The sequence below is a fragment of the Caldicellulosiruptor hydrothermalis 108 genome, from assembly GCF_000166355.1.
Classification (GTDB): Bacteria; Bacillota; Thermoanaerobacteria; order Caldicellulosiruptorales; family Caldicellulosiruptoraceae; genus Caldicellulosiruptor; species Caldicellulosiruptor hydrothermalis.
In genome coordinates this window covers 214,487-230,916 of the sequence record NC_014652.1, presented here as the reverse complement: position 1 = coordinate 230,916, position 16,430 = coordinate 214,487, and the positions used below count along the sequence as shown (strand labels likewise).

Sequence of the window (16,430 nt, the reverse complement as noted above, 5' to 3'; positions counted from 1 at the left end):
GCTCAAGATGAGCGTTATCAAGCTTTACATAGAATCAAAAAAGACTGGTCACCCTCCTCATAATTGTAGTAAAATATGATTATATAAAACAAATTTTCTACTATGAGGAGGGTTCCAAAATGTTCAACACCAAACCTAAACAACTTTCTTTCATAGACCTATTCTCCCACCTAAAGGCTTCGGCTCTCTACAAGCCTGAAAGCCTCTTGGGCTTGTTCAATAAATTCATTGACTTGTCACATTATATACCTTCTTCTTTCTACAATGCCTACTACAAATATTTCGGTAAGCATAGATACTTCTCTTTAGAATCTATGCTTTGTTGCTTCCTCGTCCAAAAATTGCTCAAACTCAATACTTTAACTCAGCTTCGTGCTGTCTTACTCAACTCATTCGAACTTCGCTCATTTTGTAATCTTCATGGCAATGTCCCTTCTATCTCTACTCTCTCTCGCTTTAGAAAAATATTTGCAAGTGAAATCCATAAACTTTTTCAAAATATCTCTATCCATGCACATAATATTTCCATCCAACAATGCCCTCAAGATTCTTCAATCTTAATCTTCGACACAACAGGTATTGTCCCAAAGGTTCGTGAAAACAATCCTAAATTCATTCATCTACTGCTGAAAAATACCTCAAAAGCTAACCCTGAACTTCCCTCTGAAAAAGTCTACTCTCTCGTTTATTCTTCTTTGCCTAAAACTGCTAACGCTAATTCTAACATCCGTCTTATGTTTGTAAATGGCCATTTCTGCTGGGCTTTAAAATTTGCAGTCATTACCAACGCTCTCGGTATCCCTTTAGCTTTAGTACCTCTGTTTAACTATGATTCCCCTTCCTCTGACCCACAAGAAGCAAAAGCTATCTCCGACTCTAAAGGTTTAATTCCTTCGCTCGAAACTTTATTCTCTTATATCCCCAAAAATTTCTCCACTTTCATCGCCGACAGTGCTTTGGATTCCCACAACATATACTCCACTTTAAAAAATACCTTTAACTTCTCCAAAATCGTTATTCCACTAAATACAAGAGCTTCTAAAAATACTACACCTACATCAGACCCCAATATCGTTATTTCTGAAGATGGTATCCCTATCTGCAAAAAGTTCAACAAACCTTTTAAACCCGAAGGCAAATGTCAGGGTAAAAATCGCTCTTTGCGCCTTAAATGGACTTGCCCTATGTCACAATACAAAGATGGCAAACGCATCTGCTCTTGCCCTCAGCCTTGTACTACCTCTAAATCGGGTAGAATGTTCTATACATACCCAGATAACTTTCGCTCTTTCCCAGGTATCAACAGAAATTCACAAGAGTTTTTTGACCTCTACAAAAAACGTGTCGCTGTAGAGCAGACTATTTACCACCTGAAATCCTACATGGGCTCTGATACTATCTCTACTTATGACCATATTTCTATTTTCTCTGATTTCTTGCTATCTGCCATTACTTTCTCGCTCTTGTTTATTCTCGCTCACAATATCAAACTCTATTGCTCTAAATTGACTATCAAAAAACTTAACAAGCTCAAAAAACTTATCGCTTAATACTACTATTTTTTAAATCTATTTCTTACAAAAAATTTCTGGTTTTGTTTTTACTTAACCTTCTAAAACAAGGAGTTAAGAAGGCTTAGGATATTATTGTCTTTTTTGAAGTTGTTAATTTTTGTCATATGTTTGTTGCTGATTATTTTTGTTGGTATTGATAATATTTGGTTTTCACTTCTCTTTTCTTTTTGTATCTTGATTGTATTTCATGTTAGTATTGGTGCCTTTTACCTTCAATCACCACCTATTTTGCAAACGCCTAATTTATAAAAACCTTTCCTGAGGTTGGTCTTGAAAACCCTGCAATTATTTTTAAAAGTGTTGTCTTCCCTGAGCCGTTTTCGCCGATGAGCCCTACAATTTTACCTTTATCAACAGAAAAATTAATATCTTTTAAAACTTCTTTTTTACCATATCTTTTGAATAAGTTCTTAACCTCAAGTAACAAAAACATCTACCCCTTTCCATTTAATTTTTTAGAAATAAGACCTAAAATTTTGTCTTCGTCATAACCTATCTCCTTCATTGTGACAATGAAATTTTCTACTATTTTTTCAGCCATTTTCTCTTTCAGTTCCTGAATAAGTTTACTATCAGTTGTGACAAAATTCCCTATTCCTCTTTCTGTCTTTGTAAGTCCTTCTCTTTCAAGTTCCTGAAAAACTCTTTGTGCTGTGTTAGGATTAATGTTAAACATTCTCGACATCTCCCTGACAGATGGGAGTTTTTCGCCAGGCTTTATTTTTCCACTAACTATTTCTTTTTTTAAATACTCTATTACCTGCAAATAAATAGGAACATTTGGATCAAACTCAATCAATCCTCTTCCTCCTGTTATTGTGTTCTATTATGATAATATACTAATACGATGAGATTGTCAAGAGACAGTTCTTAAAAATTTTCGTTCATATTCAATTCATAAAACCATGTTATTATTCACTGCGAAAACTAATTGTCAAAGGAGGTATAAGACATGACAAAAGCAAGAAGTATATCAACTGAGTTTGCTATTGAAACATATAATCTTATCAAAAAATTTGGAGAAAATCGCGCAGTTGACGGCGTAAATTTGAAAGTGCGTTCAGGCAGCATTTATTGTGTACTTGGCCCCAATGGAGCGGGTAAAACAACAACAATAAAAATGCTGGCAACAATTTTGCGACCAGATGGTGGTTGGGCACGTATCTTTGGCTTTGATGTTGTCAAAGATGCTTACATTGTCCGTCAATTGATTAGTGTAACTGGGCAGTACGCATCATTAGATGAATCTTTAAGTGGTTTAGAAAACTTGATTTTAATTGGTCAATTATTGGGATTGAATAGAAAAGAAGCAAGACGAAGAGCAAACGAGCTTTTAGAAGAATTTGAATTGATAGAAGCTGCTAAATTGCCTTTGAAAAAGCTTTCAGGTGGTATGAAACGACGGGTAGACATAGCAGCAAGCCTTATTGTTCAAAAACCCCTTATTTTTCTTGATGAACCCACAACAGGTCTTGACCCACGTACGCGTAATCAAATGTGGAATACAATCCGTAGGTTAGTAAAAACTGGTTCAACTGTACTATTAACAACCCAATATTTACAAGAGGCTGAAGAACTTGCTGATCAAATTGCAGTGATTAATCACGGTAAAGTTGTTGCCGAGGGAACTGTAGAAGAACTTAAAAAATCTATTGGTAATTCAACATTGCAATTAAAGGTAAAAAATCCCACAGACCTTGAAACTGCACGAAAAATAGTTGAAAGTTTACTTAAAACTCGCTCTAATGTCTCATTGGAAACTGGAAGTATTACTGCTCCAATGACTGATACTGAGCTAATTGCAGATTTGGTTATCGCTTTGCGCGAATCAAAAATTCATATTGCTGAATTGAATGTTCAACAGCCAACGCTCGACGAAGTTTTCTTGGCTATTATTGGCCAAAATTGAAATAAAAGTGCGTAAGTTAAAAATTATGGAGGGAGGTATAAAATATGGATAACTTTGCAGTTAATTACCAATTAAGAAGACAACCAGGTTTTATCCAGGCTATACAGAACTCATTAATATTGGCTTTCAGAAGTTTGCTAAAGGTTTGGCACACACCTGAACAACTAACCGATGTAACTCTTCAACCCGTCTTTTTTATTCTCATGTTTGCTTATATCTTTGGCGGAGCAATTGCTGGAAATGTACACAAATACTTACCAACTATTGTCCCTGCTATTCTTGTACAAACACTATTTAGTGCTTCAATTATTTCAGGAACACAGCTGCGTGAGGACATGGACACAGGAGTATTTGATAGATTTAAGTCATTACCAATTGCACAAATTGCTCCATTGGCTGGTCCATTATTGGCAGATATATTACGTTACGTGGTAGCAATGCTCTCAACATTTATCACAGGATATATTATCGGTTATCGCCCAGCAGGAGGAGTTGGACATTTGATAATTGCAGCACTCTTTGTAATTGGATTTAGCTGGAGTATTAGCTGGGTCTTTGCTTTTGTGGGGGTTGTTGCACGCACAGCTTCAAGTGTTCAAGCGATTTCAATGCTTGTAATGTTCCCGCTTATGTTTCTTTCTAATGCTTTTGTACCAGTTGAAACTATGCCTCATGCAGTCCAATGGTTTGCTAAAAATAATCCTATTTCGCATATCATTACTGCTGTCCGTGAATTAACTAACGTCGGAAAAATTGGTTCTGATTTTGTCATTTCTCTTATTGGAATGATAATCATTGTTGGAATATTTGCACCTTTAACGGTAAGAATATATTCGCGAAGAACATAGTTGTATGGTGTACCTTAGACGGTACACCATGTTTTTTGTATAATCTTTTACAAAAAAATTAATATACAATTAATGTTTGTTGTTAACAAAACTATAACAGTTAAGGTACAATAATGATTGAAACTGGAAACAAAAAGAAGGTGAGACAAATGCCACGGATACTAATTGTGGACGATGACCCACATATTAGAGAACTTGTTGCACATTTTTTGACCCTTGAAGGCTTTGACATATATGAGGCAGCAAATGGAAAAGATGCACTTAACATACTTGATACAGTTAAAGTTGATTTAGTCATATTAGATATTATGATGCCAGAAATAGATGGTTGGCAGCTTTGTCATAATATTCGGAAATATTATGGCGACATACCTATTTTGATGTTGACAGTCAAAGGTGAAACAAATGATAAAGTGAAAGGATTTGAAGTGGGAGCTGACGACTATCTTGTTAAACCATTTGATCCGATAGAACTTGTTGCCCGAGTCAAAGCTCTACTTAGACGTTATCAAATATCAACATCACAGACAATTAAGATTGGTGAGTTGTTTCTAAATAAAAAAACATATGAATGTCGCGTTGGAGAAGAAGAAATTCTTCTGCCACCAAAAGAATTCGAACTACTGTTCAAGTTAGCAAGCTATCCAGGAAAAACATTTACACGCGACCAATTGATTGAAGAAATCTGGGGCTATGACTATGAGGGAGATGAAAGAACTGTGGATGTCCATATTAAAAGATTAAGAGAAAAATTTTCAAAATACTGTATCTTTGTAATTAGAACAATTCGCGGACTTGGTTATAGATTGGAGGTCATTAAATGAAACGACACCTTGAAATTATCAAATTTGTGTTTATATATCTTTTCTTAATCTGTTTAGTCTCTGCATTTTTGGTAATTACCTATTTCATTACTAAAGCGATTTATACTAAACTTTCATGGCAACCACAAGAACTAGTAGCTCAAATTATTAATTCTATTCTTGGAATTATTTTGTCAGGTATTACTATAAGATTGGTTAGCTCATTTTTATTTAAGGGCAGACGTGAACATCCTCTCTGGAAAGAAGTAATAAATGCAATAAATAAAATTTCTAAAGGAGATTTTAATGTAAATCTTGAAAAGTTGAATAAACAAAATCATCCATTTATTGAGTTAATAGATGGAATTAACAATATGGCTGCAAATCTTAAAGCAATGGAAGAAATGCGTCAAGAGTTTATTTCTAACATTTCACACGAAATTGGCTCTCCTCTTACTTCAATCAGGGGATTTGCCAGTGCACTAAAGAATGAGAATTTAAGCTTCGAACAAAGAAAGCATTATCTCGATATTATTGAAAATGAATGCATTAGATTATCTAAATTAAGCGAAAATTTGTTACGCTTGACAATGTTAGATTCAGAGCAGTATCCTCTTCACTTAACTACGTATCGTCTGGACAAACAAATTCAACTAACTATTCTTGAATTTGAACCACAGTGGTCTGAAAAAGAGCTGGATATTACTCTTTCCTTGGACGAAATTATTATCACAGCTGATCAAGATTTGCTGAAACAAGTTTGGCAGAATCTTATTGATAATGCAATAAAATTTACTCTGAAAGGTGGTGCTATAAAAATCCAGCTTTATAAAAAAGAAACTTATGCAATTGTAACAATTTCAGACACAGGCATAGGAATTTCTGAACAAGACCTCCCTCGTATTTTTGAACGATTTTTTAAAGCAGACAAATCTCGTAATCGTGCTGTTAGTGGTAGTGGACTTGGACTGTCAATAGTCAAAAAGATAGTAGAATTACATAATGGAAAAATTTTTGTCAACAGCCAGCTTGGAAAAGGTACAGAATTTATTATTCAGTTGCCTCTCAATGTTAAAAAGCATAGAAAATAAAATCAGGTTTGTCTGCAAAATGCTTTGCACTTTGATATAATTAAATAAAAAGCACTTTTGGGCGAGGGATAAAATAAAAAAAAGATGCAAGAAAAGCTAATTATTCTCCAGCAAGAAACATTTAAAGACTTTCCCATTGGTAATTTCCCCTTTGACCCTAATCATTCTGCCATAGGTGAATACCATTGTTATATTCCCGAAGGTTACCGTGGTAGATGGTACGACCCTGTTGTATATCATGGCTGGAACGGAAGTGGCCCTACATGGATTGTGACAGAGGAAGATGGCAAAAAGTTTATGGAACAGACAAGGGTGCTCGCCGCATTGAAGAATCTGTGGCCAATGCTTGTAACAGGAGATGAGTTTTGGCAAGACTATATGGTAGAAGCTCAAGTTAGGATGCTTTCAACCTTGCCTTCAGCCCATGCAGGCATAATGTTTAGATACGTACATGCGCGCAGTTTTTATGCTCTTTTGCTTCATGACAAAAAGCTCAAACTTATCAAAAAAGACCAGGAAAATCTTGAGGTTCTGGCTTGGTGCAACTTCAATTATGATTGCGATACATTTTATAATCTGAAAGTGGAATGTTGTGGCAGCAAATTAATTGGATATGTAGACAACAAAAAGATGGTAGAAGCAATTGATAGCTCATATACAAGAGGAAAAATCGGGATTACAGCAACAATGCCTGCACAATTTACAGATGTCAGGGTGTTGATGAACCATCAAGCTTATAAAAATTATTTGATGGCAAAAAACAATTGGGTTCAAGTTGAAAAAAATCTTCAATGCGAGTATCCTCAGCCGGTCTTATGGAAGATAATTGATTTTAAAAATTTTGGCGCAGGCAGGCAAATAAGATTTGGAAATTTACCAGAAAACAATCAGAAGTTTATGGTAATAGCCCAGCATCAAAAGCGGGTGCACAGAGATGCATACGCCAATATCAGCTGCCTTACCGCAATTGATTTAGATGGCAGAATTCTTTGGCAGATAGGTGAAGCATCTTCACAAAAAGACCATGCATATCTTACAGCTGACCTTCCTTTTCAGGTGTGCGATGTTGACCTTGACGGGGTTGATGAGGTAATTGTGGCAAGAAACTTTAAAATCATGATTTTAGACGGGCTCACAGGAAAAATAAAAAAACAAATTCCTGCGCCTTTTTCTGATGAAACTGACAAGCTATACTCTGTGCCATTTGGCCAATATGCCTTTGATAGGGTCAATATTGACTCAATCAGAATTGCAAACCTAACTGGCAAATCTAAGCCAACAGATATAATTGTAAAAGATAGGTACAGCAGACTTTGGGCATATGACAACAATCTTGAGCTTCTGTGGAAGTTCAATGGCAAAAACACAGGGCATTTTATGTTCACCAAAGACATTGATAATGATGGCAAAGAAGAGGTTGTTGTAGGTTATCATCTTTTAGACCATGATGGAAAGCTTATCTGGACTTTACCCATTGAATCTGACCACACTGATGAGATTATAATTGGTCCAATTGACCCTGAGAGAAATGAAGATATCATTGCGATGGCATGTGGTGATGAAGGCCTTGTACTCTCTGACCTTAAAGGCAATATTATAAAGCGACATTTAATAGGTCATGCTCAAAGAATAAGTGTTGGAAACTACCGACCTGATCTTAAAGGCTATGAGATATGCGTAACTACATACTGGGGATATCAAGGAATAATATACATCTTTGATTGTAAAGGGAATCTTCTGCATCAGTTCGAATCACCAGTACCTGGAAATATAATAACACCTGTCAACTGGACGGGGGACGGAAAAGATTTAATACTTCTAAGCGGTCATGTTCAGCATGGTGGAATGATTGATGGTTTTGGAAGAAGGGTTGTAACTTTCCCTGATGATGGTCATCCAATCCTTTGTGCAGATAGCATTGATTTGACAGGTGACGGCAGAGATGAGATATTGCTGTGGGATGAAAAGAAAATGTATATTTATACCCAGCAAGACAATGGCATTAAATCAGACGTGCTTGTTCCAAATAAATACTCCACTATAAATGGTTCAAACTATAGAGGGGAGTACTCTTTTTATAACACTTAAATTATAGCACTTAAAAAACAAGGGACTGGTACCACTCATTGGCATCAGTCCCTTATCATTTTTAAGTTTATTCACACCATGCACGGCTAAGATAATTTTTGATTTCTTTTGCATCTTTCTTTTCGCCCACAATCTCAAATGTCCCTGTAAACTTTATGTCCTCTGAAGATGCCCCTACCATGACCTCAACAGTGCCGGGTGAGATTACCCTGTTCATATCATAATCATAGTATGCAAACTGGTCTGGGAAGATTTCAAATACAACTTTCTTCTTTTCACCAGGTTTTAAGTGAACTCTCTTGTATGCCTTTAGCTCTTTTACAGGTCTTGTTACTAAAAACTCTTCTTTTCTTGTATACAGCTGAACTACCTCATCGCCTTCATAGTTTCCTGTATTTTCTATCTCAACTGAGATTTTTATGCTCTCATCCATTGTAATTTTTTCTTTTTCAATAGTAAGATTTTTGTATTCAAAAGTTGTATACGAAAGACCATAACCAAATGGTAAAAATGGCTTTGAAGACATTTCAACATAGTCCCCATGCCAGCATGATTTTCCACCGGATGGTTTGTGTCCATAGTATACCGGTACTTGCCCAACATCTCTTGGGAATGAAATTGCAAGTTTTCCACCCGGATTGTACTTTCCAAAGATAACATCTGCAATCGCCTCTGCACCTTCTTCGCCCGGGAACCAAGCTTCAAGAATAGCTTTGGACTTTTGCCAGAAATTTTCGAGCGCAACAGGTCGACCGTTTACAAGAATAACAACAATGTTTTGATTTACTTTTGAAATTTCTTCTATCAGCTCTTCCTGAACACCTGGAAGTTTTAAGCTTGCTCTATCTCTTGACTCACCAGATGTGCAGTCAAGTTTTAACCCTGCCTTGTCACCAACTACAACTATAACAACATCTGCGCCCTGGGCAGCTTTTTTAGCTTCTTCAAAGCTGGACTTATCTTGAGAGTTTACATCACAACCTTTTGCATAGACTACCTCTGTATGCTTACCTATTCTTTCTTTTATAACTTCATATACAGATTTAATATTTACAACCTTTTTGACAAATGCATCTTCATCGCCGAGGTCAACCTCTTCTTTCATAAAGAACATTTCTGTTGTTGATATGTGTGCTGGATAAGAATAATCACCAAGAAGGTTTCTAACTGAGTTAGCATTTGGTCCTATCACAGCAACTTTCTTGAGGTCTTTTTCTTTAAGTGGCAATATACCGTCGTTTTTCAAAAGAACCATAGACTCTTGGGCAACTTTTCTTGCAAGGCTTCTTTGTTCTTTATTGTCAAAAAGTTCTATAATATTTTCTGTTTTTACAAATGGATTGTCAAAAAGTCCGAGCCTGAACTTCATCTCTAAAACTCTCTTCACAGCAGCATCAACAACTGCCATATCAAACTTGCCTTCTTTTAATGCCTCAATAAACTTCTCTGTAAAACACTCTATTCTTGGAAGCTCAATATCAAGTCCTGCCCAAAGAGAAATATACGCTGCTTCTTCATAAGTTTTAACCGACTTATGATAGTCTAAGATATTTTTAACACCACTGTAGTCGGACACAAATATTCCATCAAATCCCCATTCGTCCCTTGCAATTTCGGTTAAAAGCTTCCTATTTGCATGACAAGGAATTCCGTCAATTTCATGGTAAGCTGGCATAATTGATTTCAAGCCTGCCACCTTTACAGCAACCTCAAATGGATAAAGATACACTTCTCTTAGCTCTCTTTCAGGAATATGAACAGGTGCCCAGTTCATCCCACCTTCTGACATTGCATAACCAACAAAATGTTTGCCTGTTGCAATAATCTTTTCTTCAAAGTTCTTGCCCTGAATTCCTTCAACATAACTTACTGCCATATTTGCAACAAGGTATGGATCTTCACCAAACGTCTCTTCAACTCTTCCCCATCGTGCATCCCTTGCAACATCAATCAGCGGCGCCAAAGCCTGATGCGCACCTACAGCTTTCATCTGCAGCCTTATAACTTTTGCCATCTCTTTTACAAGTTCATTGTCAAAAGTGCAGGCAACACCAATGCTCTGTGGAAATACTGTTGCTTTGCTTGCCATAAAACCAGAACAAGATTCTTCATGGATTATCGCAGGAATTTTGAGCCTTGTGTTTTCAATCAAAAACTTTTGGATTTGGTTTGCTGCCTCTAAAGCCTGTTGAGGTGTGAAATTGCTCGCACCTGCAACCCTTGTAATCTGGCCAATACCATGAGGAATGACTTTCTTTGCTTTTTCCTCAGAAAATTGGTTGTTTTCCAAAATATCTTTTACAAGCACACTTGTGAGCTGATACACCTTTTCTTCAACTGTCATTTGCTTCAAAAGCTCGTTTACTTTTTTTTCAATTGACACTTTTACTTGCACCTCCAAATATGATTTTCAAAAAAACTTTGTGCTGGGGGTAGAAAACGGTTTCAAGATAGATAAAACAACTAATAGTGTGAATATCATCTTTTATTATGATTATAACACCATTTGGTTTTTCACATCAATTGTGATTTTATGAAATTTTAGATTATATAGTTTATTAAAATCTTCTCAGCAAAAGTTACAAAAATTAAAATTCTATAAAATAGAGGCTGCTCGCTTTTTTTGCAAACAGCCCCTATTCTTTAAATTGAAATTTGTGTGTTATACACCAAAATATTCTTTAATCTCTCTGTTAAAAGGAAGTTCGAGTAACTCTCTCAAAACATTTTTTACCTGTTCATATGAACGTGTTCTTGGATCTCTTATTAAAAACTCTTCAAGCACTTTTATATCTCTTGTCCTAAAAGCTTCTAAAGCCATTTCCATTCTCATTATTCTTGGAACTAAATAAAATTTCTTTATTCTATCAGTTAGGTCAGGTTCCACTTTTTCTGGGTGAATTCCTTGAGCATCTACCTGACAGGTTACTTCAACTACAACATCATCAGGAATTCCTGAAATTACGCCTCTGTTAGGAATATTTAAAACAAGTCTTGTTCTTTTATCATTTATCAATGCATTTATAAAGAGAATCTGTTGTTCACCACTCATTCTGTCTGTTGTAAACAGCTCTGGAAGCTCAACTGTTAAAGAACAGTTTGAGTCAGCTTCTACTTTCTTTGCAAGTTCTATAAGCCTTTGTTTGCTTGCTCTGAGCTGTCTGTGGAATTTTGGCCTTTCTACTTCATTATCAATTCCTCCAAACTTGCCATGCCATTTCTTTTTAGTTTCCAAATTGTAATGGTATTTCCAAGAACCATTGCGGACTGTATCGCCTATTGGAAGCATACCATAGAATTTGTACATGTCTATCGCTGCAGGACTTAGTTGCAGATCCCATGGATTTTTGGATTCCCAATTTGGAAGTCCTTCTTCAATCCACTTATCTAATAATTTGTAGCCATCTTCACCTTTATACTTGAACCTATTGAGCCAAATGCCATGATTTACACCAGAAACCTGCCAATCCACCTCGTTTTTGTCCATACCAAGGGTTTCAAATACCTCATATATACCTCCATACCCATGACAAAATCCGATTATTTTTGTATTTGTGTATCGAGTTAAATACTGTGTTATTTCAAATATCGGATTTGCAGTTTGCAAGAGCCAAGCATTCGGAGAGTACTTTTCCATTAATTCTGAAATTTGCAATGCAAGTTTTAAATCAAAATAACTGCAAATCATATAAGAATAAGTTGAAACCATATTAAACTCTTGGCTATCAATACCTCTGTAATATCCATATTTTTCTGCAACTTGAGTAATAATCTCATATTTTTCAAATCCATCTTCATGCTCTGGAGGATAAGGCAAAGCCGTGTTTATAATGAAATCTGCGCCTTTTACTGCTTCTTCTAAAGATAATGTTTTCTCTATAGAAATATTTGCACCAAGTTCTTCAATGTATTTTTTGGCAAGGATGTAAATTGCATCTAATCGTTGATTATTGATATCCATTAGAGTCACATTAACACCTGATAGTTCTGGAATCTTTGCAATATCTCCTATTAGTTGCAGAGAATATCTTACACTTCCTGCACCTACAATTGATATTTTCATCTTCATCTCTCCTTTGCAAACTTTTTTAAAATTACTGCTTAAGTATAGGATATATCACTTCATGAATATAAACCTTACTTAATTTTATCCATCACATTTTTTCACCCCCAAATCCAAACGATTACTGATATTCTTTATTCTTTAATTGCCCCAATCATGACCCCTTTTACAAAATACTTTTGCAAAAATGGGTATATACACAGGATTGGTACTGTTGATACCACAATTGCCGCGTATTTTATAAGCTCTGTCACTGCAAATCTGTCTGATGCATCTGAAATTCCTGTTGTCATGTTCTCAGTGCTACTCATAATAAGTATTTCTCTTAAAACAAGCTGAAGAGGGTAAAGTTCTCTTGAGCGCAGGTATATAATCGCATTGAAAAATGCATTCCAGTGCCCTACCGCATAAAAGAGTATCATAACGGCTATCATTGGCATTGCAAGTGGTATCATGATTCTAAAAAGTATTGTCCAGTCCCCAGCTCCATCTATCCTTGCAGACTCTTCCAAACTGTCTGGCACAGCATGAAAACCGGTTCTCATGATGATGAGGTTTGTTGTAGAAATTGCCCCTGGGATTATCATTGCCCAGATTGTGTCTATCATGCCAAGAGATTGGACAAGCAAGTATGTTGGAATCATACCGCCGCTAAAGTACATGGTAAATGCAATGAAGAACATAATCGGGTTTTTTAGCTTTAAATTTTTTCGAGATAGCACATATCCACCCATTGTCGTAAGAAGAATATTTATTGCTGTTCCTAAGACAACGTAAATAATTGTGTTTCTATAACCAATCCAAATCATAGGGTAACTGAGAAGCAGTTTATAAGCTTCCACCGAAAAGTCGAGGGGTCGCAAAAGTGGTCCTCTGTATGCCATAAGCTTAATAGGGTTACTGAATGAAGCAAATATAACATAAAGTATTGGATATAACATTGTAAAGCATAACAAACCTAAGAATATGTAGTTAAAAGAATCAAATATTATTTCACCTGCACTCTTTCTTATCTTCATATTATAATTTCACTCCCTTACCACAGAGATGTTTCTGTAAACCTTTTGCTCAGTTGATTTGTCAATACAACAAGTGCAAAGTTTATGAGTGAATTAAAAAGTCCAACTGCTGCCCCGTAGCTATAGTCCATCTCTAAAAGTCCTTTTCTATATACGTATGTGGAAATAACATCTGCTGTTTCATATGTTAGAGGATTATACATCAAAAATACCTTTTCAAATCCGACATTCATAATACTCCCAACTCTTAAAATGAACATTATGATAATAGTTGGCATTATTCCTGGAAGAGTAACATACAATGCTTGCCTAAATCTCCCTGCACCATCTATTTTTGCTGCTTCATAAAGCTGAGGGTCAATGTTAGATATTGCTGCAAGGTAAATAATTGAATTCCATCCGAGCTGCTGCCAAATACCAGATCCAACATATATTGGTCTGAACCAACCTGGTTCTGTCATGAAAGAAATTGGCTCAGAAAGCAAACCTAAGGATTTTAATATTTGATTTATAAGTCCATCTCGAGAAAAGAAATCTAATATAATTCCAACTAACACAACAGTTGATATAAAGTGTGGCATATAACTTATTGTCTGAAGTGTCCTTTTGTACATGCTGTTTTTTACTTCGTTTAAAAGAAGAGCAAATATTATAGGTGCTGGAAATCCAAATATAATATCATACACATTTATAAGAATTGTGTTTCGGATAATTCTCCAAACATAAAAACTGTCATAGACAAAAAACTCTTTAAACTTTTCTAAACCTACCCACTGACTTCCCCAAATACCTTTTGCAGGGTTGAAATCTTTAAAAGCTATTTGAAGACCATATATAGGTATGTAGTGGAATATAAAATAGTAAGCGACTATGGGCAATAGCATTAAATAAAGGTTACGATTTCTAATTAAATCTTTTCTCAGCTCTTGCCATTTGTTCATTTTGTTTGCCTCCTTTAATTTTGTTAATATTACTTTACCTCTATATTTTCACATGTTCAATTAGACTTTGTTAATATTTAATGTTTTATTATCAACAATCTTAAAAAATGCAAACTGGATTAAAATAGTGCAAAGATTTTTTAATAAAAAAGTGAAATATGGCTAATATTTATGAAGTAATTCTCATTGCATTGCACATGTTGCACTATTTAAAATGAGGATTGTAAAAATAATTTTACATAGGCGTTTGCAAAATAGGTGGTGATTGAAGGTAAAAGGCACCAATACTAACATGAAATACAATCAAGATACAAAAAGAAAAGAGAAGTGAAAACCAAATATTATCAATACCAGCAAAAATAATCAGCAACAAACATATGACAAAAATTAACAACTTCAAAAAAGACAATAATATCCTAAGCCTTCTTAACTCCTTGTTTTAGAAGGTTAAGTAAAAACAAAACCAGAAATTTTTTGTAAGAAATAGATTTAAAAAATAGTAGTATTAAGCGATAAGTTTTTTGAGCTTGTTAAGTTTTTTGATAGTCAATTTAGAGCAATAGAGTTTGATATTGTGAGCGAGAATAAACAAGAGCGAGAAAGTAATGGCAGATAGCAAGAAATCAGAGAAAATAGAAATATGGTCATAAGTAGAGATAGTATCAGAGCCCATGTAGGATTTCAGGTGGTAAATAGTCTGCTCTACAGCGACACGTTTTTTGTAGAGGTCAAAAAACTCTTGTGAATTTCTGTTGATACCTGGGAAAGAGCGAAAGTTATCTGGGTATGTATAGAACATTCTACCCGATTTAGAGGTAGTACAAGGCTGAGGGCAAGAGCAGATGCGTTTGCCATCTTTGTATTGTGACATAGGGCAAGTCCATTTAAGGCGCAAAGAGCGATTTTTACCCTGACATTTGCCTTCGGGTTTAAAAGGTTTGTTGAACTTTTTGCAGATAGGGATACCATCTTCAGAAATAACGATATTGGGGTCTGATGTAGGTGTAGTATTTTTAGAAGCTCTTGTATTTAGTGGAATAACGATTTTGGAGAAGTTAAAGGTATTTTTTAAAGTGGAGTATATGTTGTGGGAATCCAAAGCACTGTCGGCGATGAAAGTGGAGAAATTTTTGGGGATATAAGAGAATAAAGTTTCGAGCGAAGGAATTAAACCTTTAGAGTCGGAGATAGCTTTTGCTTCTTGTGGGTCAGAGGAAGGGGAATCATAGTTAAACAGAGGTACTAAAGCTAAAGGGATACCGAGAGCGTTGGTAATGACTGCAAATTTTAAAGCCCAGCAGAAATGGCCATTTACAAACATAAGACGGATGTTAGAATTAGCGTTAGCAGTTTTAGGCAAAGAAGAATAAACGAGAGAGTAGACTTTTTCAGAGGGAAGTTCAGGGTTAGCTTTTGAGGTATTTTTCAGCAGTAGATGAATGAATTTAGGATTGTTTTCACGAACTTTTGGGACAATACCTGTTGTGTCGAAGATTAAGATTGAAGAATCTTGAGGGCATTGTTGGATGGAAATATTATGTGCATGGATAGAGATATTTTGAAAAAGTTTATGGATTTCACTTGCAAATATTTTTCTAAAGCGAGAGAGAGTAGAGATAGAAGGGACATTGCCATGAAGATTACAAAATGAGCGAAGTTCGAATGAGTTGAGTAAGACAGCACGAAGCTGAGTTAAAGTATTGAGTTTGAGCAATTTTTGGACGAGGAAGCAACAAAGCATAGATTCTAAAGAGAAGTATCTATGCTTACCGAAATATTTGTAGTAGGCATTGTAGAAAGAAGAAGGTATATAATGTGACAAGTCAATGAATTTATTGAACAAGCCCAAGAGGCTTTCAGGCTTGTAGAGAGCCGAAGCCTTTAGGTGGGAGAATAGGTCTATGAAAGAAAGTTGTTTAGGTTTGGTGTTGAACATTTTGGAACCCTCCTCATAGTAGAAAATTTGTTTTATATAATCATATTTTACTACAATTATGAGGAGGGTGACCAGTCTTTTTTGATTCTATGTAAAGCTTGATAACGCTCATCTTGAGCGTTTTTGCAAAAGGCTAAAAATAATTTTACAATGAAGGA

General features: G+C 35.5%; 12 protein-coding genes and 1 pseudogene. 6 read left to right on the top strand and 7 right to left on the bottom strand.

Annotated features, from left to right (window positions below; all coding sequences use genetic code 11):
• Nucleotides 1-119: 119 nt before the first annotated feature.
• Nucleotides 120-1,550 (top strand): ISNCY-like element ISCahy1 family transposase, encoded by a 1,431-nt coding sequence (locus CALHY_RS00905; protein WP_013402019.1) that lies wholly within the window; start codon nt 120-122, stop codon nt 1,548-1,550.
• Between the two features lie 265 nt (nt 1,551-1,815).
• On the opposite strand, the pseudogene CALHY_RS00900 reads toward CALHY_RS00905, so the two are convergent.
• Both CALHY_RS00900 and CALHY_RS00895 read right to left on the bottom strand, forming a co-directional pair.
• Nucleotides 1,816-2,001 (bottom strand): annotated as a pseudogene (locus CALHY_RS00900) (ATP-binding cassette domain-containing protein); the annotation flags it as partial.
• Between the two features lie 6 nt (nt 2,002-2,007).
• Entirely contained in the window at nt 2,008-2,373 is a 366-nt protein-coding gene (locus CALHY_RS00895; RefSeq protein WP_013402146.1) for a GntR family transcriptional regulator, read from the bottom strand.
• Nucleotides 2,374-2,526: 153 nt separating this feature from the next.
• Between CALHY_RS00895 and CALHY_RS00890 the strand changes: the two genes are divergently transcribed.
• The 5 genes from CALHY_RS00890 (at nt 2,527) to CALHY_RS00870 (ending at nt 8,313) form a co-directional block, all read left to right on the top strand.
• Nucleotides 2,527-3,483 carry a daunorubicin resistance protein DrrA family ABC transporter ATP-binding protein gene (locus CALHY_RS00890; protein WP_013402145.1) on the top strand — a complete coding sequence of 319 codons (957 nt, stop codon included), beginning with the start codon at nt 2,527-2,529 and terminating at the stop codon, nt 3,481-3,483.
• Between the two features lie 44 nt (nt 3,484-3,527).
• Nucleotides 3,528-4,331 (top strand): ABC transporter permease, encoded by an 804-nt coding sequence (locus tag CALHY_RS00885; protein WP_013402144.1) that lies wholly within the window; start codon nt 3,528-3,530, stop codon nt 4,329-4,331.
• A gap of 149 nt (nt 4,332-4,480) precedes the next feature.
• Nucleotides 4,481-5,155: a response regulator transcription factor gene (locus tag CALHY_RS00880; RefSeq protein ID WP_013402143.1), complete on the top strand. Its 675-nt coding sequence runs from the start codon at nt 4,481-4,483 to the stop codon at nt 5,153-5,155.
• Nucleotides 5,152-6,225: a sensor histidine kinase gene (locus tag CALHY_RS00875; protein WP_013402142.1), complete on the top strand. Its 1,074-nt coding sequence runs from the start codon at nt 5,152-5,154 to the stop codon at nt 6,223-6,225. The genes CALHY_RS00880 and CALHY_RS00875 overlap by 4 nt, the downstream gene beginning before the upstream one ends.
• Nucleotides 6,226-6,309: 84 nt before the next feature.
• Nucleotides 6,310-8,313 (top strand): rhamnogalacturonan lyase family protein, encoded by a 2,004-nt coding sequence (locus tag CALHY_RS00870; protein ID WP_013402141.1) that lies wholly within the window; start codon nt 6,310-6,312, stop codon nt 8,311-8,313.
• Nucleotides 8,314-8,380: 67 nt separating this feature from the next.
• Here the strand turns inward: CALHY_RS00870 and CALHY_RS00865 are convergent, their stop codons facing one another.
• From CALHY_RS00865 to CALHY_RS00845, 5 genes are all read right to left on the bottom strand, one after another.
• Nucleotides 8,381-10,696, bottom strand: a complete 2,316-nt coding sequence (locus CALHY_RS00865; RefSeq protein WP_013402140.1) for a glycoside hydrolase family 3 N-terminal domain-containing protein — start codon at nt 10,694-10,696, stop codon at nt 8,381-8,383.
• A 279-nt stretch (nt 10,697-10,975) separates the two neighbouring features.
• Nucleotides 10,976-12,376 (bottom strand): alpha-glucosidase AglA, encoded by a 1,401-nt coding sequence (gene aglA / locus CALHY_RS00860; protein WP_013402139.1) that lies wholly within the window; start codon nt 12,374-12,376, stop codon nt 10,976-10,978.
• A gap of 134 nt (nt 12,377-12,510) precedes the next feature.
• On the bottom strand, nt 12,511-13,395 hold the full coding sequence (locus CALHY_RS00855) for a carbohydrate ABC transporter permease (protein ID WP_013402138.1): 885 nt from the start codon (nt 13,393-13,395) through the stop codon (nt 12,511-12,513).
• A 17-nt stretch (nt 13,396-13,412) separates the two neighbouring features.
• On the bottom strand, nt 13,413-14,336 hold the full coding sequence (locus CALHY_RS00850; RefSeq protein ID WP_013402137.1) for an ABC transporter permease: 924 nt from the start codon (nt 14,334-14,336) through the stop codon (nt 13,413-13,415).
• 505 nt (nt 14,337-14,841) lie between these two features.
• Nucleotides 14,842-16,272 carry an ISNCY-like element ISCahy1 family transposase gene (locus CALHY_RS00845; RefSeq protein WP_013402019.1) on the bottom strand — a complete coding sequence of 477 codons (1,431 nt, stop codon included), beginning with the start codon at nt 16,270-16,272 and terminating at the stop codon, nt 14,842-14,844.
• Nucleotides 16,273-16,430 lie beyond the last annotated feature (158 nt).